Annotated in this window: 22 protein-coding genes; 10 read left to right on the forward strand and 12 right to left on the reverse strand. The window is 41.8% G+C overall.

Annotated elements, in window-relative coordinates:
• Positions 1–32: 32 nt before the first annotated feature.
• The 5 genes from rpsG to H6G96_RS23885 all read right to left on the reverse strand — a co-directional run bounded on the left by rpsG (position 33) and on the right by H6G96_RS23885 (position 4,893).
• Entirely contained in the window at positions 33–503 is a 471-nt protein-coding gene (gene rpsG / locus H6G96_RS23865) for a 30S ribosomal protein S7 (protein WP_190914111.1), read from the reverse strand.
• A gap of 528 nt (positions 504–1,031) precedes the next feature.
• Positions 1,032–1,415 (reverse strand): 30S ribosomal protein S12, encoded by a 384-nt coding sequence (gene rpsL, locus H6G96_RS23870; protein WP_012410236.1) that lies wholly within the window; start codon positions 1,413–1,415, stop codon positions 1,032–1,034.
• A 150-nt stretch (positions 1,416–1,565) separates the two neighbouring features.
• Entirely contained in the window at positions 1,566–1,895 is a 330-nt protein-coding gene (locus H6G96_RS23875) for an iron-sulfur cluster assembly accessory protein (protein ID WP_190914114.1), read from the reverse strand.
• Between the two features lie 228 nt (positions 1,896–2,123).
• Positions 2,124–2,543, reverse strand: coding sequence for a cupin domain-containing protein (locus H6G96_RS23880; RefSeq protein ID WP_190914194.1), 420 nt, complete (start codon positions 2,541–2,543; stop codon positions 2,124–2,126).
• A 316-nt stretch (positions 2,544–2,859) separates the two neighbouring features.
• Entirely contained in the window at positions 2,860–4,893 is a 2,034-nt protein-coding gene (locus H6G96_RS23885) for a phosphodiester glycosidase family protein (RefSeq protein WP_190914116.1), read from the reverse strand.
• Positions 4,894–5,659: 766 nt separating this feature from the next.
• On the opposite strand from H6G96_RS23885, the gene gltB reads away from it, so the two are divergent.
• Entirely contained in the window at positions 5,660–10,363 is a 4,704-nt protein-coding gene (gene gltB / locus H6G96_RS23890) for a glutamate synthase large subunit (protein ID WP_190914118.1), read from the forward strand.
• A gap of 367 nt (positions 10,364–10,730) precedes the next feature.
• Positions 10,731–11,474 carry a class I SAM-dependent methyltransferase gene (locus H6G96_RS23895; protein WP_199339717.1) on the forward strand — a complete coding sequence of 248 codons (744 nt, stop codon included), beginning with the start codon at positions 10,731–10,733 and terminating at the stop codon, positions 11,472–11,474.
• Positions 11,475–11,629: 155 nt separating this feature from the next.
• Here the strand turns inward: H6G96_RS23895 and H6G96_RS23900 are convergent, their stop codons facing one another.
• On the reverse strand, positions 11,630–12,538 hold the full coding sequence (locus tag H6G96_RS23900; protein WP_190914122.1) for a polysaccharide deacetylase family protein: 909 nt from the start codon (positions 12,536–12,538) through the stop codon (positions 11,630–11,632).
• A 1,712-nt stretch (positions 12,539–14,250) separates the two neighbouring features.
• On the opposite strand from H6G96_RS23900, the gene lepB reads away from it, so the two are divergent.
• Complete coding sequence (gene lepB, locus H6G96_RS23905; RefSeq protein WP_190914124.1) at positions 14,251–14,823, forward strand: signal peptidase I; 573 nt, start codon at positions 14,251–14,253, stop codon at positions 14,821–14,823.
• A gap of 128 nt (positions 14,824–14,951) precedes the next feature.
• Here lepB and H6G96_RS23910 read toward each other — a convergent pair whose 3' ends face one another.
• The gene (locus H6G96_RS23910; protein ID WP_190914127.1) at positions 14,952–15,485 is read right to left on the reverse strand and encodes a ComEA family DNA-binding protein; all 534 of its coding nucleotides are present in this window, start codon (positions 15,483–15,485) and stop codon (positions 14,952–14,954) included.
• A 13-nt stretch (positions 15,486–15,498) separates the two neighbouring features.
• Positions 15,499–15,873, reverse strand: coding sequence for an NINE protein (locus tag H6G96_RS23915; RefSeq protein ID WP_190914129.1), 375 nt, complete (start codon positions 15,871–15,873; stop codon positions 15,499–15,501).
• 194 nt (positions 15,874–16,067) lie between these two features.
• Between H6G96_RS23915 and H6G96_RS23920 the strand changes: the two genes are divergently transcribed.
• Together H6G96_RS23920 and H6G96_RS23925 are read left to right on the forward strand one after the other, a co-directional pair.
• On the forward strand, positions 16,068–16,997 hold the full coding sequence (locus H6G96_RS23920) for a DnaJ domain-containing protein (RefSeq protein ID WP_190914131.1): 930 nt from the start codon (positions 16,068–16,070) through the stop codon (positions 16,995–16,997).
• A 126-nt stretch (positions 16,998–17,123) separates the two neighbouring features.
• Positions 17,124–17,447, forward strand: coding sequence for a DUF1825 family protein (locus H6G96_RS23925; RefSeq protein WP_109011164.1), 324 nt, complete (start codon positions 17,124–17,126; stop codon positions 17,445–17,447).
• A 75-nt stretch (positions 17,448–17,522) separates the two neighbouring features.
• Here H6G96_RS23925 and H6G96_RS23930 read toward each other — a convergent pair whose 3' ends face one another.
• On the reverse strand, positions 17,523–19,448 hold the full coding sequence (locus tag H6G96_RS23930) for a PBP1A family penicillin-binding protein (RefSeq protein WP_190914133.1): 1,926 nt from the start codon (positions 19,446–19,448) through the stop codon (positions 17,523–17,525).
• A 173-nt stretch (positions 19,449–19,621) separates the two neighbouring features.
• Between H6G96_RS23930 and tyrS the strand changes: the two genes are divergently transcribed.
• The 5 genes from tyrS to gmk all read left to right on the forward strand — a co-directional run bounded on the left by tyrS (position 19,622) and on the right by gmk (position 23,811).
• The gene (tyrS, locus tag H6G96_RS23935; RefSeq protein ID WP_190914135.1) at positions 19,622–20,812 is read left to right on the forward strand and encodes a tyrosine--tRNA ligase; all 1,191 of its coding nucleotides are present in this window, start codon (positions 19,622–19,624) and stop codon (positions 20,810–20,812) included.
• Positions 20,813–20,833: 21 nt separating this feature from the next.
• Complete coding sequence (pyrF, locus tag H6G96_RS23940; RefSeq protein ID WP_190914137.1) at positions 20,834–21,553, forward strand: orotidine-5'-phosphate decarboxylase; 720 nt, start codon at positions 20,834–20,836, stop codon at positions 21,551–21,553.
• Entirely contained in the window at positions 21,550–22,257 is a 708-nt protein-coding gene (locus H6G96_RS23945; RefSeq protein ID WP_199339718.1) for a hypothetical protein, read from the forward strand. The genes pyrF and H6G96_RS23945 overlap by 4 nt, the downstream gene beginning before the upstream one ends.
• 522 nt (positions 22,258–22,779) lie before the next feature.
• Positions 22,780–23,046 (forward strand): DUF370 domain-containing protein, encoded by a 267-nt coding sequence (locus tag H6G96_RS23950; RefSeq protein ID WP_012410221.1) that lies wholly within the window; start codon positions 22,780–22,782, stop codon positions 23,044–23,046.
• A gap of 165 nt (positions 23,047–23,211) precedes the next feature.
• Entirely contained in the window at positions 23,212–23,811 is a 600-nt protein-coding gene (gene gmk / locus H6G96_RS23955; RefSeq protein ID WP_190914139.1) for a guanylate kinase, read from the forward strand.
• A gap of 71 nt (positions 23,812–23,882) precedes the next feature.
• On the opposite strand, the gene H6G96_RS23960 is transcribed toward gmk, so the two are convergent.
• The 3 genes from H6G96_RS23960 to H6G96_RS23970 form a co-directional block, all read right to left on the reverse strand.
• Positions 23,883–24,404 carry a photosystem I reaction center protein subunit XI gene (locus tag H6G96_RS23960; protein ID WP_190914141.1) on the reverse strand — a complete coding sequence of 174 codons (522 nt, stop codon included), beginning with the start codon at positions 24,402–24,404 and terminating at the stop codon, positions 23,883–23,885.
• Between the two features lie 240 nt (positions 24,405–24,644).
• Positions 24,645–24,779 carry a Photosystem I reaction center subunit IX gene (locus H6G96_RS23965; protein WP_190914143.1) on the reverse strand — a complete coding sequence of 45 codons (135 nt, stop codon included), beginning with the start codon at positions 24,777–24,779 and terminating at the stop codon, positions 24,645–24,647.
• Positions 24,780–24,818: 39 nt separating this feature from the next.
• Positions 24,819–25,316, reverse strand: a complete 498-nt coding sequence (locus H6G96_RS23970) for a Photosystem I reaction center subunit III (protein ID WP_190728321.1) — start codon at positions 25,314–25,316, stop codon at positions 24,819–24,821.
• Positions 25,317–25,347: the final 31 nt, after the last annotated feature.

Consider the following 25,347-nt stretch of genomic DNA (forward strand, 5'->3'; position numbering starts at 1 on the left):
CGCTTCAGCAACGCGATATATCGCTTTTTTACTTAATAACGATAGTGTGCAAATGCTTTGTTAGCTTCCGCCATCCGGTGCGTTTCTTCGCGTTTCCGAATTGCATTGCCAGTTTCATTGGCAGCATCCATTAACTCATTTGCCAGTTTGCTTGCCATTGTCCGGCCTGGTCTCGACCGAGAATATTGCACTAACCAACGCAGTGCTAGGGTAGTACCGCGTTCTGTACGCACTTCCATTGGTACTTGGTAGGTTGCTCCACCTACTCGCCGAGCTTTTACTTCTACTAAAGGCGTGGCATTTCGCACTGCTCTTTCAAAGGTTTCTAAAGCACCAGCACCAGTGCGTTCTTCAATAGTTTTCAACGCTTCATAAACAATCCGTGCGGCAAGTGATTTTTTGCCATGACGCATGATCCGCCTGATAATCATGCTCACAAGGCGACTGTTATATACGGAGTCAGACGGAACTGGGCGCCTTTGAATAACACCACGACGAGACATACTTCACCTTTAATTCGGAATTGGCAACGAAATTATATGCTATCAGACACCGGAAAGTAAAAGCTGTGGAACCCAACCCTCAGACTTTCTCAATTTTGTTTTTGACTGTTGCAGCAAGACTGACCTATTTGACTGCCAGTTTTGGATTAGAGTTTTTGGTAGATGTTCCGACCACAAGGATTGGAAAAAATCAAAAGTCTATAAGCCTCATCCCCTTGTGGGTTCGACCAATCCAAAATTGCAAATCTAATAATCTAAAATTCATTGACTTGCTACCTGCAATTAAATACTCAAGGCGATAATATTCTAAACCTCAATGTCCAGATTAGAATTTTGCTGTGGATTACAGCGTTATCCTCAGAACTTCTACACTTGCTCGCTTAGTGTAGGTGTAGTTTGCTTAATTTTTTTAACAGACTTGAGCAGTTTTTATCACTGCTCTTAGAACACAGACCCTGATAGCTTTTTGTACTTCGGCACTTCTCAGGTAGACGATTAATCGTGTTGGGTTCGATTAATCGTCTAATCCTATTTTTTCGCTTCTTTCGGACGCTTGGTTCCATATTTGGAACGTCCTTGTTTGCGGTCTTTGACTCCGGCTGTATCTAGGGTGCCACGGATAATGTGGTATCTCACGCCTGGTAGATCCTTTACCCGACCGCCACGAATCATTACAACTGAGTGTTCTTGTAAGTTGTGACCAATACCTGGAATATAAGCTGTGACTTCAAATCCAGAGGTAAGCCTGACTCTTGCTACTTTACGTAGAGCTGAGTTAGGCTTTTTTGGTGTGGTCGTGTATACTCTGGTACAAACTCCCCGACGTTGGGGGCATTGTTTCAGAGCCGGGGACTTGGTTTTCTGACGCGCTTGTTCGCGCTCGTTACGTATTAGCTGCTGTATTGTTGGCATGAGTTACAGCGCGTAAAGCTGCTTATATGTCTAAGTTTTAACAAATCCTAATTATATCTTTTTTTATGGTTTTATGTCAATTGTTATTTTTCCCTAATCATTGGTCATTTTTCTTTTATTATTTATTGGCAAACGATCGCTAATTAAGGACTATTGACTAGTTGTAGAGAATGAATTACCACAACCACAGGTTGCCATCGCTTGCGGGTTGTCGAAGCGAAAACCACCACCCATTAAGTCTTCTGAATAATCCACCCTCAACCCGTTGAGGTAATTTAAGCTACCAACATCTATAACTACTTTAATTTCATCCAAGTCGAAAACTTGGTCGCCAACTTTTATTGCTTCATCGAAGGACATATCATAAAATAACCCGGAACAACCACCTGGTTTGACTGCCAATCGAAACAACACATTTGCCTGCTGCTTGGACTTTATTCGTCCAATTTCACTGGCGGCTGCTTGACTCAGATGAATCATGGAACTCGTTTTTTGCAATTAAATACCCCATCTTCATTTTACAGACAGATGGGTTAACTCTCGCTTCTCAAATATTCCAGATTATCCAAATTATGAGCGCGATCGCTATTACTACATTTATAGCACAATGTGCTTCAGTCCCTACCTTAACTAGGTGGGGACTTCTGGGGTGCGGTGTTCACCAAAGGCGGTTTGCACAAAAATGTATTAAGTTTTTAAATTAGAGCTTTAATCCTTAGTACGGGCATAGTCATCTTGGTAGCGGATAATGTCATCCTCTCCCAAGTATTCGCCATTTTGCACTTCAATTAACACCAAGGGGATCACACCAGGGTTCTCTAAACGATGAGATGTACATTGGGGTACATAGGTTGATTCATTATTGCTCAGTAGCACTTCTTTCTCGCCACAAGTTACCCTAGCTGTACCAGATACGACAATCCAATGTTCACTGCGGTGGTGGTGCATTTGTAGACTGAGGCGGTGTCCGGGCTTAACTTCGATGCGTTTGATTTTGTATCCGCGCCCTTCTTCTAAAACTGTAAAAGCACCCCAAGGACGTAATTCAGTTGCAGCAACGCCTCTGGAAGTAATGCTTGGGGGTATGTGTAGAGTTTCAGTCTGTGTAGTTTCTTGATATCGAGCCATCGTTACCTCATTTGGAGACATAACAAACCGTTAATACTCTTAAACTATTGATCAAAAATCTGGCGCTATCTTGCAACGTTAGAAATCAGCAATTTTGTCGCACCTTGATAAACATAGCAAAATCAAATGCGACGGTGTAAATCATCACTACTAAAACTCTTGATCTACACTAAGTCTTTATCAAGCAAAATGACAGCTTATTCTAAACTTTAAAAAAATGGGGCATTGGGAATTGCTGATTAAGAGACTTTTTCACTTCCCAATACTTCGGTTGCCCTCAGTATAAGTTCCCCATTCCTTACTTCCTACTACCTCATTATCGTGGTTTCAGGAAAATACCAATTCCATTATGAACACGAGCCGCGGTATTAGGCGATCGGTCGAGTAGCTGTCCTCCTAAATAAAGGCTAGTAGAACTACCACCGTCCAAATTTAGGGCATCCACACAGCCCATCTGTTGCATCAATTGGGCGTGTTCTGCCAAATTAGGTCCATAACCGCCTGCACGATTATGCACAGCAGTAATCATCAATGTGCCTGTTGCTGTTGTGCAAATACCGCTACGAGTAGCCTTTTCGGCAATAAAGGCATTGCTGAATTTTTCGCCTTTGGCATCAAGGACAATTTGACGATTTTGGATTAGTAGTGGGCCAGCTCCGATAATGTGCGGATAACGACTAAAATCGGTGGGAGCAGTGGCGCTAGAAATGCTTACTGCGGTTCCGATAGGTAGCTGTGATGCCGCACTAGCAGCATTGGCGCGTAAGGTTAATAGGTAGCCGCCATCCTGGGGAATAGGAACCACCGTCTCACCAACTTTACCTCCTGGTAACTGTTGAGTGACTTGGTTTTTCTGTATTACTAAAATAATTTCGTTATCCGTCAAAGGCGTATAAGTTGCTCCCCAAGCTGAGGTGTAACGAGCAATCCCACTCTGGACATAACCACTATTGAGGAACAGAATTGGTAGGCGCTGGCCATTTGCCGTAATTAAAGTTTCTTCCAAAGTGAGACGACCGAAGTAAAATTGGCCTGAATCATTCCAAGCGATCGCACCTCGATTAAGAATAGGGCCTGATAACCACTGACCATCCCGACGAATTGCACCCAAAGGCAATTTGTTATTGCGGTTAAAATAACCACCGTTAATTCCACCTAATGCTAAGTAACGTTGTGCTGTTTGAATTAAGGGAGCAATACCCGCAAGCCCATCAGGACTAGCCCACATGGGTTTCAACGTTAACCCAAATTTGCGGGGATTAACTTCTAACCAGACCACCGGAAAGCGTTCTGTGCCTAAGTTGACATAGTTCTGTCGCCAGCGCAATCCTGGAGCCCAAGTAATATCTCGTTCTTCTAGAGGATCGGGTCGAATATCGATAATCAGGCGATTGGGGTTAGCTACAGTACTAACTTGAGGCGATAGACCGAAGGGAACGCTCAGACTAATAATGGTTCGGTTTTTCACCACCTGCACTTGTTGAATTAGTGGTTCAGGCGCTGGGGCTGGTGCTGGTTCTGTTGGTGTAACTGGTAATAGTTGTTTGAGCAGGTTTGGCAGCAGTGTTGGTGGTGCTGGTGGCTGGGGGGTATAGCGTTCTATCAAAACGGGATCGGCTATTCCATCCAGGGTAATTGTCCACTCTCGATTTGGCGGTGCAGTGGGTTTGGGAATTGGCCTGTCTAGATCAGAAGATGGAGTTGGAATTTTTTTAATAACTGACCCTTGCGCAACTTGCCAGGGAGTTGGACGATCTAAATCGACAAGAATCCGAGCGTGTTGAAAAGGGGCACTCGCATATAGAGGTTCCTGGCTCTGAACAATATTTGTGACTTGAGTTTTTGGGGTAGCAATCACTAAAATGTTGCCATTGGTTCGGATTTCCCATCCAGATGTTTGAGCAAAATTGCTAATATCCAGATAGCGATATGCTCCTAGTAGCCTAGTGGTTAAAACCAGTGGCTTTGTCACCGATGAAAACCACTGTATTGGTTGCCTGGCTGAGTTACTACTATTTAAGAAATTTACTCCAATTAATTGCCTAAATACGCCATCACTGAGATGAGTTGTCATCTGACCACCTTTTCCAGGTCGCTGCAACCAAGTTCCTGGTAAAGTACGCCCATTGAGAGAAATTTGGTTACCAGAGGATACTGCGCCTGTTAAAGGAGGCGCAGGTGACTGTGAGATCAGCCTTGGTATTGATTGGGCGTTTTTTGGAGACTCCTGGGCATTGGTAGCACAGGTAGTAGTTAAGCACAGTAATGTTAAAAGTATTGGTGAGACAGTAGTCCGGAAAAATCTGCGTTCGCCAATCCCTGATTGCCAATAATTAGGTATTTTTACCATAATTTACTAGGTACTTTTGAAAACTATTACCTAAGGTATAAACTAACTAATTATTTGGAAATATAAAAAACATGACTTCCTTTATTAAAAAATATGTTATTCTATATATTGGCTAGTTATCTCTTTTAAATATAAGAAAAATTTAGACGCTAAAGCCACAGCAATCAAGTGTTTTAACTGGCACTCATTTTAGCTACACCATACACGGTAGTTTTGGTAACCAAAACTGGATTAAGATATTCAATCCTGACTGAAGGTTGCTACCGTTGTTACTTCAGTGAGGTTTAGAGTAATACATATTGCTACTGGTAAGTAGCACAACTTTAGACAACAACGATATTTGGGAATTGTCAAATGGGTATATATTGTAATACGCTGTTTTTATTGCTGGATCAGGATGGCTTTAGCTTTAGAAGATAATACAGCATTCAGTTTTAGTTTTGGTTTCAGGTGAGCCGAAATAGGCTCTATGAGTAGCTAGCGTGCATCTGGAAAAGAGAATTGAGAAAATACTTAGCTTCAAAATATAAAAAAGAAACTGTCAGGGCAAAAATGATGTCTTGGCGGAGGTAACTTGTCTAACACCGCATAAATACATAAAAAATACGCAAACATTTTAACACGGGTTAACTAACACAGTAAAACCGAAGTTAAAATTTTTTTTCCCTAAATTTCGGTGCTTATATATTTCTCCATCGCTGAATTTAGAAAATTTTTCCCATAACGTAGTGGCAAAATTGGTAACTCAATACTTCAGGAACAGGGTATGAATAATAAACCGATGAATCAAGATCAGAAAATCACAGCGAATATAAACTCAAGAGATACCTATCAGGGGCAAAAGTGGTTAGTAGAGGAGCGAGATGCCTGTGGTGTCGGTTTTATTGCTCATCGCCAGAATCATACTAGCCACGAAATTGTAGAAAAAGCTTTAGCTGCTTTAAGCTGCTTAGAACATCGGGGAGGTTGTAGTGCTGATCAAGACTCTGGTGATGGTGCTGGAGTATTGACAGCTATCCCTTGGGAGTTGTTTCAACAAGACTTTGCCCAAAGAGGGAAATTTTCATCCACTAATAATATAGCTGTGGGGATGATATTTCTACCACAAGACCAGGAAGCAGCGCAAAAAGCTAGGGCGACAGTTGAGCAAGTAGCAGCAGAAGAAAAATTGACTGTACTGGGTTGGCGAGTAGTGCCAGTGCAACCTGATTTACTGGGGGTACAAGCCAGAGAAAATCAACCCCAGATTGAACAAGTTTTGCTAGCTTCCGTTGACAAAAGTGGGGATGAATTAGAACGACAGTTGTATATTACCCGCCGCCGAATTAGTAAAGTTGCAACCAACATCTCAGAAGAATTTTATATCTGCTCGTTATCAAGCCGCACAATTGTCTACAAAGGCATGGTGCGTTCCACCGTATTGGGCAGCTTTTATCAGGATTTAAAAAATCCAGCTTATAAAAGCGCTTTTGCTGTCTATCACCGCCGCTTTAGTACTAACACAATGCCCAAGTGGCCCCTAGCTCAACCAATGCGGCTTTTGGGTCACAATGGCGAAATCAATACCTTGTTGGGTAACATCAACTGGATGATGGCACGAGAAGCTACCCTGAATCATCCTGTATGGGGCGATCGCATCAAGGAACTCAAGCCATTAGTTCATATTGATAACAGCGACTCAGCTACCCTAGACAACGTACTGGAATTGTTGGTTTCTTCTGGACGCAGCCCCTTGGAAGCTTTAATGATTATGGTTCCAGAGGCTTACCAAAATCAGCCTTCTTTGCGTGACTTTCCAGAAATTGTCGATTTCTACGAATATTACAGTGGTCTGCAAGAAGCGTGGGACGGGCCAGCACTTTTAGTATTCAGCGATGGCAAAAAAGTTGGTGCAACACTAGATCGTAATGGCTTAAGACCAGCTCGCTACGTGATCACCAAAGATGACTACATTGTTGTAGCTTCCGAAGCTGGTGTAGTGGACTTCCCAGAAACCGATATTGTTGAAAAAGGTAGACTCGGCCCAGGGCAAATGATTGCCGTGGATTTAGTAAACTATGAAGTGCTGAAGAATTGGGAGATTAAGCAGCGCATCGCCAAGCAACACCCTTATGGAGAATGGCTGCAACAGTACCGTCAAGAACTCAAACAAATTGTCACTAGTCAGTCGTCAGATGTGAATGGAAATGGAAATGGAAATGGACATCTGGCTGTAGAAAATGGTAACGGGCATAGTACAACTGACACAATTGACAAGCAAACCTTACTTCAGCGTCAAACTGCCTTTGGCTACACCACAGAAGATGTAGAAATGGTGATTCATCCAATGGCGATCGCAGGTTCAGAACCGACTTTCTGCATGGGGGATGATATTCCTTTAGCAGTGCTGTCAACAAAACCCCACCTGCTTTATGACTATTTCAAACAGCGCTTTGCTCAGGTGACGAACCCGGCAATTGATCCCCTGCGGGAAAAGCTAGTGATGTCTTTGAAAGTCGAACTGGGTGAACGGGGTAACTTATTAGAACCTAAAGCCGAATATGCTCGAAGATTGAAACTCGAATCGCCAGTGTTAACAGATGCTGAATTAGAGGCAATTAAGCTGTCGGGATTTGCCACGGCTGAGTTGTCAACCTTATTTGCGATCGCTACCGGCCCTGGAGGATTAAAGGCCGCAGTCCAATCCTTACAAGCACAAGCAGCCCAATCAGTCCGGGCAGGTGCAAAGATTTTAATCTTAAGCGATAGGGCAAATGACGGTATTAGCCCAGAAGATACATACATTCCTCCCCTCTTAGCGGTGGGTGCTGTACATCATCACCTGATTCGGGAAGGGTTGCGAATGAAAACATCCCTAATTGTCAATACTGCCCAATGCTGGAGTACCCATCATTTTGCCTGTCTGATTGGCTACGGTGCTGGTGCAGTTTGCCCGTATATGGCTTTAGAGACGGTGCGTGATTGGTGCATTGATCCTAAAACCCAAAAGTTGATGGCTATGGAGAAAATTCCAGCTCTCACCGTAGAACAAGCTTTAGGAAACTATCGCAAAGCGGTAGAGTCAGGTTTGCTAAAAATTCTCTCCAAAATGGGAATTTCTCTGCTCTCCAGCTATCAAGCAGCCCAAATCTTTGAAGCTATTGGCATCGGTGGGGATTTAATCGAATTAGGATTCCGTGGTACGACTTCCCGCATTGGTGGTTTGAGTATTAGCGAACTCGCTGATGAAGTACTTTCCTTCCATGTCAAGGCTTTTCCAGAACTGACGACCAAGAAGTTAGAAAACCTGGGTTTTGTGCAGTATCGTCCTGGTGGCGAGTACCACATGAATAGTCCAGAAATGGTTAAGGCGCTGCATAAGGCTTTAGATGGTAAAAACTACGATCACTACGAAGTTTATAAAAAGCACCTCCAAGGTAGGCCAGTAACCGCATTGCGGGACTTGCTGGATTTCCAAGGCGATCGCACTCCGGTTCCTATAGAAGAAGTGGAGTCGGTAGCTGAAATTGTCAAGCGCTTCTGCACTGGTGGTATGTCTTTAGGCGCTTTGTCAAGAGAAGCCCATGAAACTTTAGCGATCGCTATGAACCGCATTGGCGGTAAATCTAACTCTGGAGAAGGCGGCGAAGACCCGGTGCGCTATACAGTTCTAGATGATGTAGACGAGTCTGGTCACTCGCCAACCCTACCTCATTTAAAAGGACTGCGGAATGGTGATAAAGCCTATAGTGCCATTAAGCAAGTTGCATCAGGACGCTTTGGTGTCACACCAGCATACCTAGTCAATGCCAAACAAATTGAAATCAAAATTGCCCAAGGTGCTAAACCTGGGGAAGGTGGACAGCTACCAGGGCCTAAGGTGAGCCAATACATTGCCATGTTAAGGCGCTCGAAGCCAGGTGTTACATTGATTTCGCCACCACCACATCACGATATCTATTCCATTGAAGACTTAGCGCAACTGATTTTTGATCTACACCAAATTAATCCCAAAGCCAAGGTGTCGGTGAAGCTAGTTGCAGAAGTTGGCATTGGCACGATCGCGGCTGGTGTAGCTAAGGCAAACGCTGATATTATTCAGGTTTCTGGGCATGATGGTGGTACAGGTGCATCACCACTAAGTTCCATTAAACACGCTGGTTCACCGTGGGAACTCGGTTTAAGTGAAGTACATCGCGTCTTGATGGAAAATAGCCTGCGCGATCGCGTGATTTTACGCGTAGATGGCGGACTCAAGAGTGGCTGGGATGTGGTAATAGGTGCATTAATGGGTGGTGAAGAATTCGGTTTCGGCTCCATTGCCATGATTGCCGAAGGCTGTATCATGGCGCGAGTTTGCCATAAGAATACTTGCCCTGTGGGTGTTGCTACTCAAAAAGAAGAACTCCGCAAGCGGTTTACAGGAATACCAGAACAGGTTGTCAACTTCTTCTACTTCATCGCTGAAGAAGTGCGTAGTTTGTTAGCACGACTTGGCTACCGTTCTTTGTCAGAAATCATTGGACGTGCAGATTTGTTGAAACTGCGCGAGGAGGCAAAACTTACCAAAACGCAATCACTGAACCTGGACTGTTTACTGAAGCTACCAGATACCAGAGAAAATCGTAGCTGGTTGCTGCATGAAGAAGTCCACAGCAACGGCGTAGTTTTGGATGACAAGATGCTTGCCGATCCTGACATTCAGACTGCTATTAGGGATCAGTCTAGTGTTACTAAGACTTACCCTATTGTGAATACTGACAGAACAGTAGGCACAAGATTAGCCGGAGCGATCGCTTCTCAATACGGTGATAGCGACTTTGAAGGACAAATTAATCTCAATTTCACAGGTAGTGTTGGGCAAAGCTTTGGTGCGTTCAACCTCCCCGGCATAATTCTGACCCTGGAAGGAGAGGCAAACGACTACGTAGGTAAAGGAATGCATGGTGGTGAAATCATTATCAAACCTCCAACTGATGCTACCTATAACGCATCACAAAACGTCATAGTTGGCAATACGTGTCTCTATGGTGCTACTGGTGGTATGTTATTTGCCAACGGCCTAGCAGGAGAGCGCTTTGCTGTAAGAAATTCCAAAGGCATAGCAGTGATTGAAGGCGCTGGGGATCACTGCTGTGAATATATGACTGGTGGTGTGATTGTCGTCCTCGGCAAAGTAGGACGTAACGTAGCAGCTGGAATGACTGGTGGACTGGCGTACTTCTTAGATGAAGACGACTCATTTCGTGAGTTAGTCAACCCGGAAATTGTCAAAATCCAACGGGTGATTACAGAAGCAGGTGCAAAACAATTGCAAGAGTTAATCAAAACTCATGTGGAACGCACTGGTTCACTAAAGGCGAAAAAAATTCTCCAAGACTGGCAAGAATTTTTGCCGAAATTCTGGCAGTTGGTTCCACCTTCTGAAGCAGATAGTCCAGAAGCTGATCCTGAAAAAACAACTGAGTTCAGTTTAGTAAGCAGTCATTAGTAACTGTAACCGTTCTCATACTCAGCCTTAAGCTATTCTCTCGTCGGATAACCTGTACAAACAGGTTCTCTGTGAAAACACCTTAGGATGCCCAAAGTAGCCGCCTGAATTTACCACTTAAAAAGACCGTAGCGAGAAAAAAATATTCCCCCTTTTTTAGGGGGAAATATTTACTAACTGATTCACCACTGGACTTTAGGCTAAGGGTACAAAAGTGACTGAGCAATCAGATCCTGTGAAAGCCTAGGCAACAAAGTCGGGATTAGCACTGTCCTGAAATCTACCTAATTGGGTATAGAAGGCATTACCTCAATGCTGGTAAACTTTCATAGAAATGTTTACTAACAAGTAGGATTTGTCTATAAAAATGCTTATAGAAGAGCAAGCTCCCGATCGCAAAACTTCTGAAGAAGAACGTTTCCAAGATGATTATTATTCATACTTTGAAGCTCCTGAAAATGCTACCCGATACACACCATCAGTTTGGTATCTTGATCAGGCTTTTAAGCAACGTTCGTTCTCTTTGTTAGATTTAGGATGTGGCAATGCGGCTTTAAACAAATATCTACCTGAACGATGTGACTACCTTGGGATAGATCATAGTGAAGCTGCGATTCAGTATTGTTCAAAACTATATCCCAACAAAAAGTTTGCTACCAGAGATTTATCGGTAGCACTGCCAGAATTAGCTTCAGAAAATCAAAAATTTGATGCTGTAGTGCTAGCCGGCTTACTATTTCATAATGTCGATAAGGAAACACTAGAACAAAAGGACGATAAAGAACTCGTTCAATTCTGTTTGGAGAAGCTAATAAGCGACAAAGGATATTTGGTGCTTATTATACCTTTTGCTTATGGTGACCATCCATCCCATAATCTTTATGTTCGGGCAGAATGGCTACAAAATTTGGTAGAAAAATTGCTGGAATCTGTAAACGCAAAAATCGTTTACGAGAATATTTCTCTACAAATTGGCTTGGACAAAAAGGTTCAACAGCAGAAGACCACTCCTGATTGGTTTGTTCCCGATAGCACTACTGACTATTCCAATAAATATGCTGGAACATATATGGCAGCTTGGACAGTTATTGCTTCTCCATCACTAGGTTAAACTGTCTTTTGAATAACTAAAATTATTCATCTACTTTTAAGTTTATTTGTTCTTTAGTTTCGCACCGGGAACTAGACAAAACTACTCTTAACCAAAAAATATAATTTTAGTTGTCAGCGAATTAATACTGACCAATTATCCACAATTAATAATTATTACTTTTTGTTAGCAAGCAACTTTTGGTCTGTATCTTCTATTTCTAAAAGCTCTGGAATAGTAACAAAGCGATAGCCTTGCTTTCTAAAGTTGCTAATAATTTCTGGTAAAGCTTGCACAGTTTTAGAACGATTGCCGCCACCATCATGCATTAGCACAATCCCACCAGGTTTTGAATCTTTAATTACATTATCGATCAACTTTGGTACGGTTGGCAATTTGTAATCTATGGAATCAGCAGACCACATCACTACAGTATATTTTTGGCCTTTAGCATAAGCAGCTAATCCATTGTGCAGGTTGCCACCAGGTGGTCGGAAGAGGTTTGTTTTAGCACCTGTAATTTGATAAATTAGGTCTGTTGTGCGGTCAATTTCAAAAGCAGCTGCTTGTGGATTAAAGGAGTGATACCAGTGATGCCAAGTATGGTTGGCAATGACGTGACCTTGAAAGACAATCTGCTTTCCTAATTCTGGATAATTTTTTAGGTTCTGACCGACGACAAAAAACGTCCCTTTAATATTATTTGATTTCAGAATATCTAGCACTTGCTCTGTGGTTTGAGGCCAAGGCCCATCATCAAAAGTGAGAGCAATTACTTTCTCCCCTTTAGTCAGTTTTGCCGCTTTAACTATTGCCCCTTGAAAACGTAATGGTATAGCGTAGGATAGTCCTTTTTTTTGTGCTTCTTGTTGCCAGCTTGTAAGCATCGCCGCCTTTAATTTTTCAATCTGCTGCTGAGTTCCTACATTTGCAGCTACATGCTTGACATTTATACTTTGTCTAATCTGAGCCTCTGAAGGATTTGGTCTTAGAAGCATCATGAAAGCAAGGCTAAAAACACCACATAAGGCAAGCAGTGCAATTAATATTCCTTCTGGCCACAGAAACGACTTATTGTTTTCCACTTTATAGCTCCTTCAAAGATCGAACCATCAACCACGTTATGACGGTACGTTATAGCACATCTTTTTTAGATATCTTAGATATCGGCTGCTTTCTGGTAATCCTGAAAATTAGAATTGAGACTAACGTAAATTCATAATTGAGAAGACAAACTATACAGCTTTAACTAAAATTTAGCTGCTCTAGATTTGGACAAATGTTTATACAATACTTAATAATGTTTAATGTCAATCCATTCATAAAAACCAAGGTCTGAACTTCTACATTCTTATTGCTAATTCTAATAAGGAGGACAATCAAATAATTAATTACAACCCAAAATCTTCTTAATAGGAGCTATGAATTAGTTTATGTCTTTCATTTCACCTCTAAGTCAGCATTCTGCTTTTAAGCTTTATAGGTTTGCAAATAAAATAAGTTAAACTGTCGTGTCTACAATTTGCATTTTTGACAGGCTGAAGTTTTTATAACAAAACTTCTCTAAAAAAGTTGTATAATTTACAGCTGAATAAATTATTTAATTAACATCAAAAACTACTTATAAGGCACGGGTATCTTCCAAAAAGAGCCTAATAAGTTATTAGTTCTATTCTTGATAAGATATATATTACTGTCATCTGCTATTACTTACTTTTTAAGAAAAAGTTAAATTTTCAACCGACAGAATGTTACCTTGGAGTTTCTATGAAATAAACAGACGAAAATTGATTCAATATAGTTTCTCATTGCCAACAGGCATTTTGTAGTTAATATAGATACTTTTGAGCAATTAAGCAAAAATGATTTTATCGACAGCTTAGTTCTATTTATGATGCTGATCCTTTAGCCTAAATTGCTCGTAGCTTTTTATCCGTTAATGTTTTTCTCCAAGATTTAAGAAAATCATATATTATTAATAGTACAATTTAATATTCAATGTCACCGTATAATTACGGTAATCACTAGCATTTATATATTAAGCTTTAGATTTAATTTTTGAAATATGCGTAGAGAGCCTGTGCATTACGGTGAGGAGTCCGCAAAAGATGGGTTTTCCCAGATGAGCGAGTACCTCATCTGCAAGAATGTTCCCAACGCTTGTTGGCCTTGCAACGCTTTAGGAATCATACGGCGAGTGTCTCCCCTTTTCTTAGGAGGCGCTACGAAAAGGGAGAAGCGCAGCGTTAGGGCTTTGCTTTAGCAGAAAGTACGGCATCGACCAAAGGTTTCGATACGTTACTTATATTACATATACTACTTGCGTACAAGGCTGAAATGTTACAAATAATAATGACGTTAGTTTAAGGATTATCAAAGCTTTTCTCTGTTTATCTAATGCATAAATTTAAGTTTGTCACACCACTACATATACTTAGATTTTTCCAAAATAAAATCAGATTTTTATAGGCAGTTATTAGAGCATATCTGAACTCTACTGTCGGAAATAATAATACACAGTTTTCAATGTGTGAAAATCATCTCATAACTTGTCTTATAATTGCATCAATTAGAATTAAGATTTTTAATTATCTAAAAATCCTAATCATTAGCTTATATTGCCTTAGACAGGTCACAGTTGATTTTCAGTACTTTTGCTTATCTTTGGTAGATGTAATAATTGTATTATTTAATATCTGTGTGGGTTGATGCATAACCCAGCTTGTCTATGAGTATACCTTTTAAGTCAAAATAATCAAGGTATTTGTTCCACTTCTGAAACTGGCTAGAAACTTTTATGATTCCTCACGAAAGTGATGCAAAACAAGAGCGTGCTTCGTTAAAAGTATTGCGTAGTTGGCAAGAAAATCTGATTTTGATTGCGATCGCATTGTGTTTGGCATTCCTAATTAGGACTTTTATCGCCGAACCGCGCTACATACCTTCTGATTCGATGCTGCCTACTTTACATACTGGCGATCGCTTGGTAGTTGAAAAAATATCCTACCATTTTCACCCTCCCATAACTGGGGATATTATTGTTTTTCAGCCACCCGCAGAACTACAACGCCGAGGATATCCCAAAGACCAAGCATTCATCAAGCGGGTTATTGGCCAGCCTGGTGAAGTAATTAGTGTTGCTTCTGGCAAAGTCTATCTCAACGGTCAAGCTTTGGCAGAAGACTACATCGCTGAACCCCCAAATCAGCCATATCAACCAGTGAAAGTTCCAGAAGATGAATTTTTTGTGATGGGAGATAACCGCAACGATAGTAATGACTCTCGCTATTGGGGCTTTTTACCCAGAAAGAATGTCATCGGCAGGGCAACATTTCGCTTTTGGCCTCTCGATCGTATTGGGTTTATTTAATTAATTAGTTAGGAGTTAGGAGTTAGGAGTTATATAGACCTAACCCCAACCCCTTACTGACTACCGTTGGAGAGAGGTGAAAATATATTACATACAAACGAAAAACCCTATATTTTAAAACTTTTCACTTAAAACCTTAAATAATACATCAGTTGAGCGATCGCATCACCAGATAACTCTAATCGCCGTTGGAAATCAGCCAGGTTACGGTACGGCCCAACTGATTGCCGATTTTCAACCACTGCTTGCGCTAGAGACAAATCGATAAATGGAATTTGGGCTAACTTTTCAATTGTTGCTGTATTTGGGTTGACTAAATGGGTGGGATTTTCTAGAGATTCGTGATCATAGTAAATAAAATTCAGCAGAGGCGTTAATGGTTCTAGCCGTTGCGCTGGTATAGCCAAAGCCGCAGCGATATCTTCAATACAGTAAAATTTAACACCAGAATGCGACAGTTCTACAAGCGATCGCGCTTGGTGAATTGACAAACCTGGTAAGCGTAACCAATCATCTACAGTCGCTTGATTAGCATCAATGCGAATACCTAATTTAGCGGCTAGCTGAATTTCTTCCCCAGATTGTAGGCGATAGTAGGGATCGTTGATGAGCTTGGCGCGGAGTTTTTGCAACCTGGGGTTCAAAGGTAGCCAGTTATTCATGTTGTCGCTTACCTCAAGAAATCTGGTCTAGCAATTGGCGGCGCTTTTGCTCAAATTCATACTCTGAAATTAGCCCGTCCTGTCGCAAAGCATCTAATTCACGCATTGCGTCAGCGATCGCTCCTACCTGATTACTCACCCGTTGTGAGTTTCTTGTTGCTGACTTCCCTAGATTAAAATTACGATCAAAAGCTTCTTCGTCTTGGGCTAAATACCAAACTCCTTCAATCGCACTAGCGACCTTGGGGATAGGTGTCCAGGAAAGCAACACATACAAAACACCCCACAACGGTTGTCCCAGATAGAATTTATGTAATCCTGAAATTGTCAGTGTGCCAGAAAAAGCTAAAACAGCAGCAACACTTCGGCTTTTGCGCTTAGTCAACATATTTTTAATAAATATACCAATACCACAGTTTCTACAATAAGATAGTCAACTACCTTGCCTTGCCCTTCAGACTTTTAGATGGGGAGTCCCACGCACAATTGAATTTAGTATTTGAAAAAATTTGAGTAAGTTTCACATGACTGTGCATTGAGCTTTGATGCTAATTTTAAGTTTTTAACAGCTTTATTACTACTATGTCACAGACTTTCCTACCACCAAAATGGCTTGAACAGCTTTGTGATCCTTACGCTGTGCTAGGAATTTCTGTGATTGCTGATGATCGTCAAATTTTTAAACGCTATCACACTGTAGCGAAGCTGTTACATCCCGATCGCTACACTAAAAGCTGCAATTCAGACCCAGAATTAGCAACGGCAATATTTAGCCGTTTAATCAATCCAGCTTATGAACAACTGAAACATCGACAGAAGCGCTTGATTGCCGTAGCTACGCTGCGATCAGACGCAATTTCGGAGCAGCAAGCTTTGTCTTCTCAAAGTGCCACAGCTCAGAAAATTATGGAAATGTCTCCACCCCAAGCAGAATTATTTTACGAAGAAGCGATCGCCTGCTATGCAGAAGCTCAATACAAATCATTAGATCAGTTTTATCAAGTTACGCAACAAATTAGGATACTGAATTTAGTATACTTACGGTTGCATAAACCAGACCTGTTCCTATTGGAAAAAGCTGTTCGCATCATCTCTGAGATAGAAGCCAAGCCAGTTGAATTGAGATTAGATGAAGAAACTGATGTCAAACCAGTTTTGACAAACTACGCTCAACGTCACTATCAGCGAGCTATTGAGTACGTTAGGCTAGCTAAATGGCCTCTAGCCGTGCAAGAACTGCGCGATGCCATCAAGTTAGAGCCAAATAACAGCGACTATTATGCCTTATTAGGTTTGGTACATCTCCAACAGAAATTTATCGGGATGGCTAGGGTTTACATATCTCAAGCATTAAAACTGAACCCGCAAAACTCACTAGCCTTGAAATACGCTCCCAGACTGAAAATTCAACCGGGTGAAAATACCAATCCTAAATCAATGGCCAAAGCTATGAGTATTGCGGCTTTATTAAATCGGTTTACAAAAGGGAAAGGATCTCAAGTCAAGTGTTGAAATTTCGGTAACAAACCGTACTAAAACCGAAGCTTTGCCACGAGGTTACTCACCTAGACTAAAATAATAAATAGAAGTAAAGCTATTAAGCTGCTGAGTCTAGGCGCTCAGTTTAATATAAGCAATATGGGATTCTTCGATTCTGAGATAATTCAGCAAGAAGCAAAACAACTGTTTGAGGATTATCAAGCGCTAATCAAGCTTGGTAACAACTACGGCAAATTTGACCGCGATGGCAAAAAGTTGTTTATCGAGCAAATGGAAGCCATGATGGATCGATATCGCATCTTTATGAAGCGCTTCGAGCTATCAGAAGACTTTATGGCACAAATGACAGTAGAACAACTGAAAACGCAATTAGGTCAGTTCGGTGTCACCCCGCAACAAATGTTTGACCAAATGCACCTTACTTTAGAACGGATGAAAGCCGAGTTAGAAAAACAAGCTTAACAAGAGTTAGGAGTTAGGAGTTAGGAGTTAGGAGTTCTCAATCAACTCATAACTCATAACTTATCACTCCTAACTTTAATTTGACTTGGGACGAGAAAACTGGGAAGGTGGCTTGAAGTTTTCTACTGGTACATTCTTAAGTGCCTTTTCCATAAAATCTTTCCAGATGGGAGCAACCATACCACCGCCTGTAGCACGGCTAGCTAATTGTCTGTTGTCGTCTCTCCCCACCCAGACAGCAGTTGTTAGTTGTGGCACAGTGCCAACATACCAAATATCCTTTTCTGACGAAGTTGTACCTGTCTTACCGGCACTGGGGCGACCGATGGCAGCACCTTTACCTGTACCACTAGTAACTACCGATCGCATCACATCGATAATGGCTGCTGATGCCCAAGGGTCTAAAACCCTCTGGGGTTTAGGGGTGTTATCTAATAACACGTTACCACTACTATCGGTGACACGGGCAATTACAGTTGGTGGAGATTGCCAGCCATAATTAGCAAAAGTAGCATAGGCACTAGCCATTTCTAGAGGAGTCATACCAATTGCACCCAGAGGTAAAGAGGTAACTGGTTCCATCGGACTCATGATGCCCAAGGTACGGCAAGTTTCGATCACTCTATTCATGCCAATAGCCTTACCAATCTTGATCACGGGAATGTTGCGTGATTGGGCCAAAGCTGTGCGGATTGGCATCGGGCCGCTAAAACCCCCATCATAATTTCTGGGAAAGTACCGACCATTACCATCTTGATAGCTGACTGGAGAATCTACCACCGTTGTGTCTGGACCATATTTACCAGTAGCAAAAGCAGCATAGTAGACAAACGGTTTAAAAGAAGATCCGGGCTGGCGTTGAGCTTGAGTTGCACGATTGAATTCACTAACCTTGGGATCTACACCGCCCACTAGTGCTTTAATAAAATGCGTGCGTGGGTCAATTGCTACCAAAGCGATTTGATTCTTAGATAATCCCTGCCCAAGCAGTGATTTATGCCACTTACCGACAGTTTCTTCTGCCATAATTTGGAAGTTGGCATCAACTGTAGTTTGCACCCGCATCCCGCCTTTGAGTAGTGTTTCACGCCCAAACTTCTTAGCCAACTCCTGAGCTACAGTGTTGGTTATATAAGGTAGGGCACTACCTTGAAAGGATTTGATTTTACCAAGTTTGATTTCCTGCTTGAGCGCATTGTCGTACTCTGACTGGTTGATCCAGTTTAAATCCAGCATCCGCCCCAGCACTTCTTTTTGTTTCTGTTTTGCCAGCTTCATGCTCACAAAGGGGCTGAATTCTTCTGGTGCTTGGATCAAACCCGCCATCATTGCTGACTCACCCAAGGTTAAATATTCTGATGACTTATTAAAGTAACTGCGGGCTGCCGTTTGTACACCATAATTATTATGACCCCAATAAACTTGATTGAGGTACATTTCTAAAATTTGATCTTTGGTAAGAATTTGTTCTAATCGAATTGCTAGCACCCCCTCCGCTAACTTCCGGGTAAAGGCACGCTTGCGAGACAAAAACAGGTTTTTTACCAATTGCATAGTAACAGTAGAGCCACCTTCTTTGACTCCACCTGCTACAGCGTTAACTACTAAGGCCCGGCCAACACCACTGGGGTTAATACCGTGGTGATCGTAGAAGTGGCTATCTTCACTTGCTAATACTGCTCGTTTTAAATTCGGGGAAATTCTATCCAGGGGTACGACTTCTCGGTTGGCTTCCCCGTGGATACTGGTTAAAAGTTTACCTTTAAGGTCATAAATGTAAGTTGTTTCTGAGGGAAAGAAATTACGTAGCTGTCTCACATCTGGCAAATTGCGGAAACTAATGGCTAAACCAACCAGTCCTCCGGCTACAATGGAACTTGCCAGCATGGTGATTGACAGGAGAGTACCGCCAGCTACCTGACCGACTCCTTTCAAAAACTCAAAACCTGATGAAGCCCGACGTTGTGGCTGTTTATCTTCAAAAGTCCTAGAAGACGACACGGCGATTTTACTTCCTCATTTATAAAGTTAACTGTAATTGATTGGACGAAGCAAGGCGGTTAATTTTTTGCAATTATAGTAGTTTGGCAGATGAGAAAGCGGATAAATTGCAAGTGTTTATAACCAACTTAACTTCTAGTGTGCAAAACATAGCTAACAGTGGATTTTCTAATATGACGCCAGATTTTGCTTGGCTGCGTCGTGGTGTAGTAGAAGTTTTCCCACAACCAGCTGATGTTAACAGTGAAAGTCTAGAAAAGCTTTTGGTAACTACAAACCAACCTTTGAGGATCAAATTGGGCATTGACCCTACGGGTACTGATATTCATCTTGGTCATAGCATACCAGTACGGAAACTGCGAGCGTTTCAAGATGCAGGCCATATAGCAGTTCTAATTATTGGCGATTTTACAGCACGGATTGGCGATCCGACAGGTAAATCTGAAGTGCGTCGTCAACTTACAGAAGCAGATGTAGCGCAAAATGCTCAGACTTATCTTGATCAAGTACGTCCTATCTTGGATTTTGACACACCAGGAAGGTTAGAGGTGCGTTATAACTCCGAATGGCTCTCTAAGCTCAACTTAGAGAAAATTTTGGAGTTACTCTCCACGATGACGGTGGGGCAAATGTTGGCTAAGGAAGGATTTGCCGATCGCTATAGAAAAGAGAATCCGATTTTTATCCATGAGTTCCTATACCCGTTAATGCAAGGTTTCGATTCCGTTGCTGTTGAGGCAGATGTGGAATTAGGAGGGACTGATCAAAAATTTAACATTGCTGTGGGCAGAGATTTGCAACGCCATTTTGGTCAAAAACCGCAGTTTGGGATGCTGCTGCCAATTTTGATTGGCACAGATGGGGTGCAAAAAATGTCCAAGTCTTTAGGTAATTATATTGGGTTATCAGAACATCCGGGGCACAAATATCAGAAGTTACAAGGAGTTCCAGATAATCTGCTGGAACAGTATTTTGAACTGCTGACGGATTTACCTTTAGATAAGCTGCCAGAAAATCCCCGCGATCGCCAGACACTTTTAGCATGGGAAATTGTCAAACAGTACCACGGCGAACAAGCAGCCCAAGAGGCCAAAGAAGCCGCTCAAAGTGGCGGAAAGGAAGGTGCAGTTCCAGAATTCTCTCTAGCTGAGGTATCGCAATTTCCTACTAAGTTAGCGTATATTCTCAATGTCACTGGTTTATGCAAAAGTACAGGGGAAGGTAAGAGAAAAATTCAAGAAGGTGGAGTGCGCTTAGATGGTGATCGCATTACCGATGTTGATACGACTTTTGCTGATCCTGCCCAGTTACAAGGTAAGGTTTTACAAGTTGGGAAAAATAAGTTTGTGCGTTTAGTGGATTAAATGGGGAATGGGGAATCGCAAATGAACGCAGAAAAACAAATTATAGTGCCTTTGGATGTGTCGGATGAGCAAAGTGCGATCGCTCTTATAGATCAACTCCCGCAAGTGGTTTGGTGGAAAGTTGGCTTAGAGTTGTTTACCAGCACTGGCCCGAAAATTCTAGAAGTGCTAAAATCCAAGGAAAAACGCATTTTCTTGGATTTAAAGTTTCACGATATCCCAAACACAGTCGCTGGTGCTTGCCGTAGTGCTGCTTGTTACGGGGTAGATTTGTTGACAATTCACGCTACTTGTGGGAAAGATGCTCTCAAAGCTGCAACCGAAGCGGCACAAGAAGGGGCTAACCAAGCAGGTATAAAACCGCCTAAATTAATTGCCATAACTTTATTAACGAGCATTTCTGCTAGACAGCTGGCGTTTGATTTAAAGATTCCCCTAGAGTTACCAGAATACGCCCTAGAAATGGCACTACTAGCTCAAGAGGCGGGATTGGATGGGGCAGTTTGTTCGCCCCAAGAGGCGGCACAACTACGGCAAACTTGTGGAGATGACTTTTTACTAGTTTGTCCGGGGGTTAGACCAACTTGGGCAGATAAAGGTGATCAAAAGCGATCGCTCACCCCAGCCGAAGCAATTATTGCTGGTGCAGATTATCTAGTGATTGGGCGTCCTATTACTACTGCTACTGAGCCGGAGCTAGCCTGGAAGAGGATTTCTGATGAGTTAAGCACGGTAGCATGAAGCTAAAAGTCAGTGAAAAACTGGGGGATAGGGTGCAGAGTTTAGAGGAGAACAATCTTGCCTCTTCACTCAAGAAAAAAAATTATATTTGGCTTTTAGCTTGTGGCTTCTGGATTTTAGGATCAAATAGCTTTGCTTACCCAGCGTTCTCGATAACCCTCACCGCTAAACCCTCTGTGGTAGCAGAAAGGGAAACTGTCAACGAGGGGAAGGGGGCGAAGTCTTTATGTTCTGAGCAAAATTTAGAAACATTTACTATACAGCTACTGCAAGATTTACCTAGTTATACCAATCGCGCTAGTCAACGCGCCCGCCGCCTCAAAAGAAGCAGTGATATTTACACTTATATGCTAGTGGCAGGAAGACCTGAGTTTACACCTCTGCCCCTTAACCTTGAAGAATATAGTGCAGATGCATCTAAAAGCTCTGCATCAGGAGTTGAGCAAGTTTTTTTTACTACCTTAGAGCGGCAGTACATAGGAAATAAAGCGGTAGAATTGCAAGAATTCCACTGGCTATTGTTGACTAAAACTGAAATTGGTTGGCGTTTAGTGATGATGTTTTCTCAAATTGGTTCCTATTCAGCACAGCAGCCAATATCTCCGCCACGCGATAGTAGTAACGGCACTGTTGCCCAAGGGGTTAAAACTTGGTTACGCGATTGTCAAGCTGGAAGTGTACGAAGGATGCGATCGCCGAACTGAGCAATGGGATGATGTATACAAACATCTGCTGAAAAAGAATGTAGAGGTGTTTCAATGCAACGTCTCTACAAGCGTTTCAAGTAACACATAATTAATTGCTAGAGATATTTACACAGTAGTCCAGAAGTTACACGATTTTTACCATTTCCACTGTCAATGCGAAAATGTAATGTTTCGCATTAATCCAAAAATACTAATTAAGCAGCACTGACAATTTTACTGAGCTAGCTTAGTTAGAACGAGGCCGTTTTAATCAGTTTTGTTCTCCATTAATTTTCAAGCTAGATACTTGTTTTCAAACAAAATAAATATGCATAATTCAACTAGCTTGTATCAGTGTAATTGCGCCTATACCTTAGGGAGGATTTTCAGGAAAATAGCTGATAAATGGCGAAAAAAAGCAGACATTATTTAAAAACCAAAGCTGGCTTGAATTTAAGCGTTGTGACTCCTGTTTTTTGGCGATAACATGGAAATAGGTTTATTTCATACTTTTCAAACCGCATTTGGTGTCAGTTTTTTATGGAGATTCAATTAATCAACATCGGCTTTGGTAACATCGTGTCTGCCAACCGAGTAGTTGCCATTGTCAGTCCAGAGTCTGCCCCGATTAAGCGGATTATTACTGATGCACGGGACAGAGGTCAACTTATTGATGCAACTTACGGCCGTCGGACTAGGGCTGTAATTATTACCGATTCCAGCCATGTAATTCTGTCAGCAATTCAGCCAGAAACGGTAGCGAATCGCTTTGTGATTTCTCGCGATCATCAAACTGTAGATAATTGATTAGGAGTGGATTAACAATCTCATTTCTATTTGCACCATATCGGTAGTACCATGTGAATTAGATAAGTTTTATGTCACCCTTGCTACAAATTCTTTGGTCACTAGTGGGCTTGGGCAGGAACACAAGACTAATGAATAATATCTATTGATTCACAGGTTGAAGGGATGATGCCAGTTTTACCCATCCAGAGTATTGCTACTACCGAAGAATGCTTACATTTAGGCAGATTGATTGTTTTCACTGGTCCTAGTGGGGTCGGTAAAGGTACTTTAATGCGATCGCTCCTACAACGTCATCCAGAACTTTATTATTCCGTATCCGTGACGACGCGTTCTCCCCGCCCAGGGGAAATCGATGGCAAAAATTATTACTTTATCAGCCGCAGTAAATTTGAACAATTAGTTGCTGAAGGTGAATTTTTAGAATGGGCAGAATTTGCTGGTAACTATTACGGCACTCCCCGTGAAGCTGTACTTAACCAAATTCATTCTGGCAAGTTGGTAGTGCTAGAAATTGAGTTAGAAGGCGCAAGACAAATTCGTGCTTCCTTTCCCAGTGCCCTTAGCATTTTTATTTTACCGCCTTCTTTTGATGAATTAGAGAAACGAATACGCTCTCGCGCCCAAGATTCTGAAGAAGCGATCGCTCGTCGTTTACTCCGCGCCCAAGAAGAAATTAAAGCCGCAGATGAATTTGATATTCAAATCGTTAATGACGATTTTGAAACAGCTTTAAATGACATTGAAATGGTTCTGTTTAAATAAGTTAGGAGTTAGGAGTTAGAAGTTATGAATTTAAACTCTTAACTCCTAATTCCTAACTCCTCATTTCTAAATTAACCAAATAATCCTTGAATTACTCCCAGGTTGCTAGTCAAAAAGTAAGCAACTACTGCACCGCCAATACCACCAATTAAGAAAGAACTGGCAAAGTTGTTCCAGCTTTCTTTAGAGTTAAAAGCATCTACTGGAGGGTTGGGTACAGTAACACTGGCAAGAGCTTTTGGAGGATTGCTATTGGCATAGAGAGATAGTCCCGCCGTCAGAATAACAATCAAGCCAATGGTTGCCAATAACCCAGCTAAGTTGGCATTATCTGTATCTCGCAGTGGGCCCAATTTGGCAAAGGGGCCAAATATCCAGTAACCATGAGCCATACCAACTTCTAAACCGCGTCTGGAAGGCGTTATACCAGGACGATAAGCTGGCAAATTATTGATGAACCACTTGCTCAAAGGAGAAGCATTAATCGGGGTTTCTAGATTACCCAGTTGCGGATCGCGGAATGCGGGAAAAACAACTTCCCGATTTCTGGGATCGCTAGGAAGATTTTTGGATGCATCTACTGCTTGTGCCATATTTTATGTTCGCCTCTAAATTAGAATGGTGGCATTTTTATATTAATAATAATTGCGGCTAAAGATGTTTTTTGCGTAGGAAGTTTAGAAAAATTAATTTAGCTGCTTTCAAAACTTTGAAACTCGCAAGCTGGTTTCAACATCACGAGTTTCAAAGAACTACTTTGTTAGTAGTTTAGTTAGTAGTTACTAATTAATTGCCAACTAACGGCTAACAAATTTTTAAATTCTGTCTTCAACTTATGGTAATGGGTGGAAAAGTAGGTCAGGAAACCAGTAGTTAACCAAAATCAATAAGACGGCTGTAAAAGACAAATTGACAAAAAGTAAAACTGGTCCCAAAGATAGATACTTAACGAAGTATTTCTGCTGCATGAATTATTCTCCCAAATAAATCAAAAGTTGCGATCAGGGTTAGCGTGGCGAAACCGGAATTTCTGTATCTTTAGCTGTTAATTCGCCAGACAGAAATTCTTTTATGGCTGATACAGGCCAAGCAAAGCCCGACAGCATAATTGGTAGCGCCAAAGGAACTTCAATAATTACTTCTCTCATTTCCACGCTACCACCCTCTTTCTTGTTCGCTTGGAGGTAGGCACGACCTACCCAACCAATCCAACCAGCAATATAGAGGAACAGAATACTAGGGATCAAGAAGTCACCAGCATGATCTAGACGACCATCAACAATCAAGTGGGGATAACCTTCAGGGCCACACAGCTCTTGAGAATAACGCTCAAATCGCTTTATCCCTGATTGGGGGTCAGAGGTGGTATTACGGGCATTAGCAGCTAGCTGTTGAAAAGCGGGATTGTCACTGCACGGTGTCAAATTAGCCCCTAGAGCTTTTGCTGGGGAGGTAAAATTGAACCAAAGACAAATCGCTAAAATCAAAGCAAACAATCGTCGCATAGAGTTGTTTCCTTTTATTACAAAACAAAAA

The sequence above is a fragment of the Nostoc sp. FACHB-892 genome, from assembly GCF_014698795.1.
Taxonomy (GTDB): Bacteria; Cyanobacteriota; Cyanobacteriia; order Cyanobacteriales; family Nostocaceae; genus Nostoc.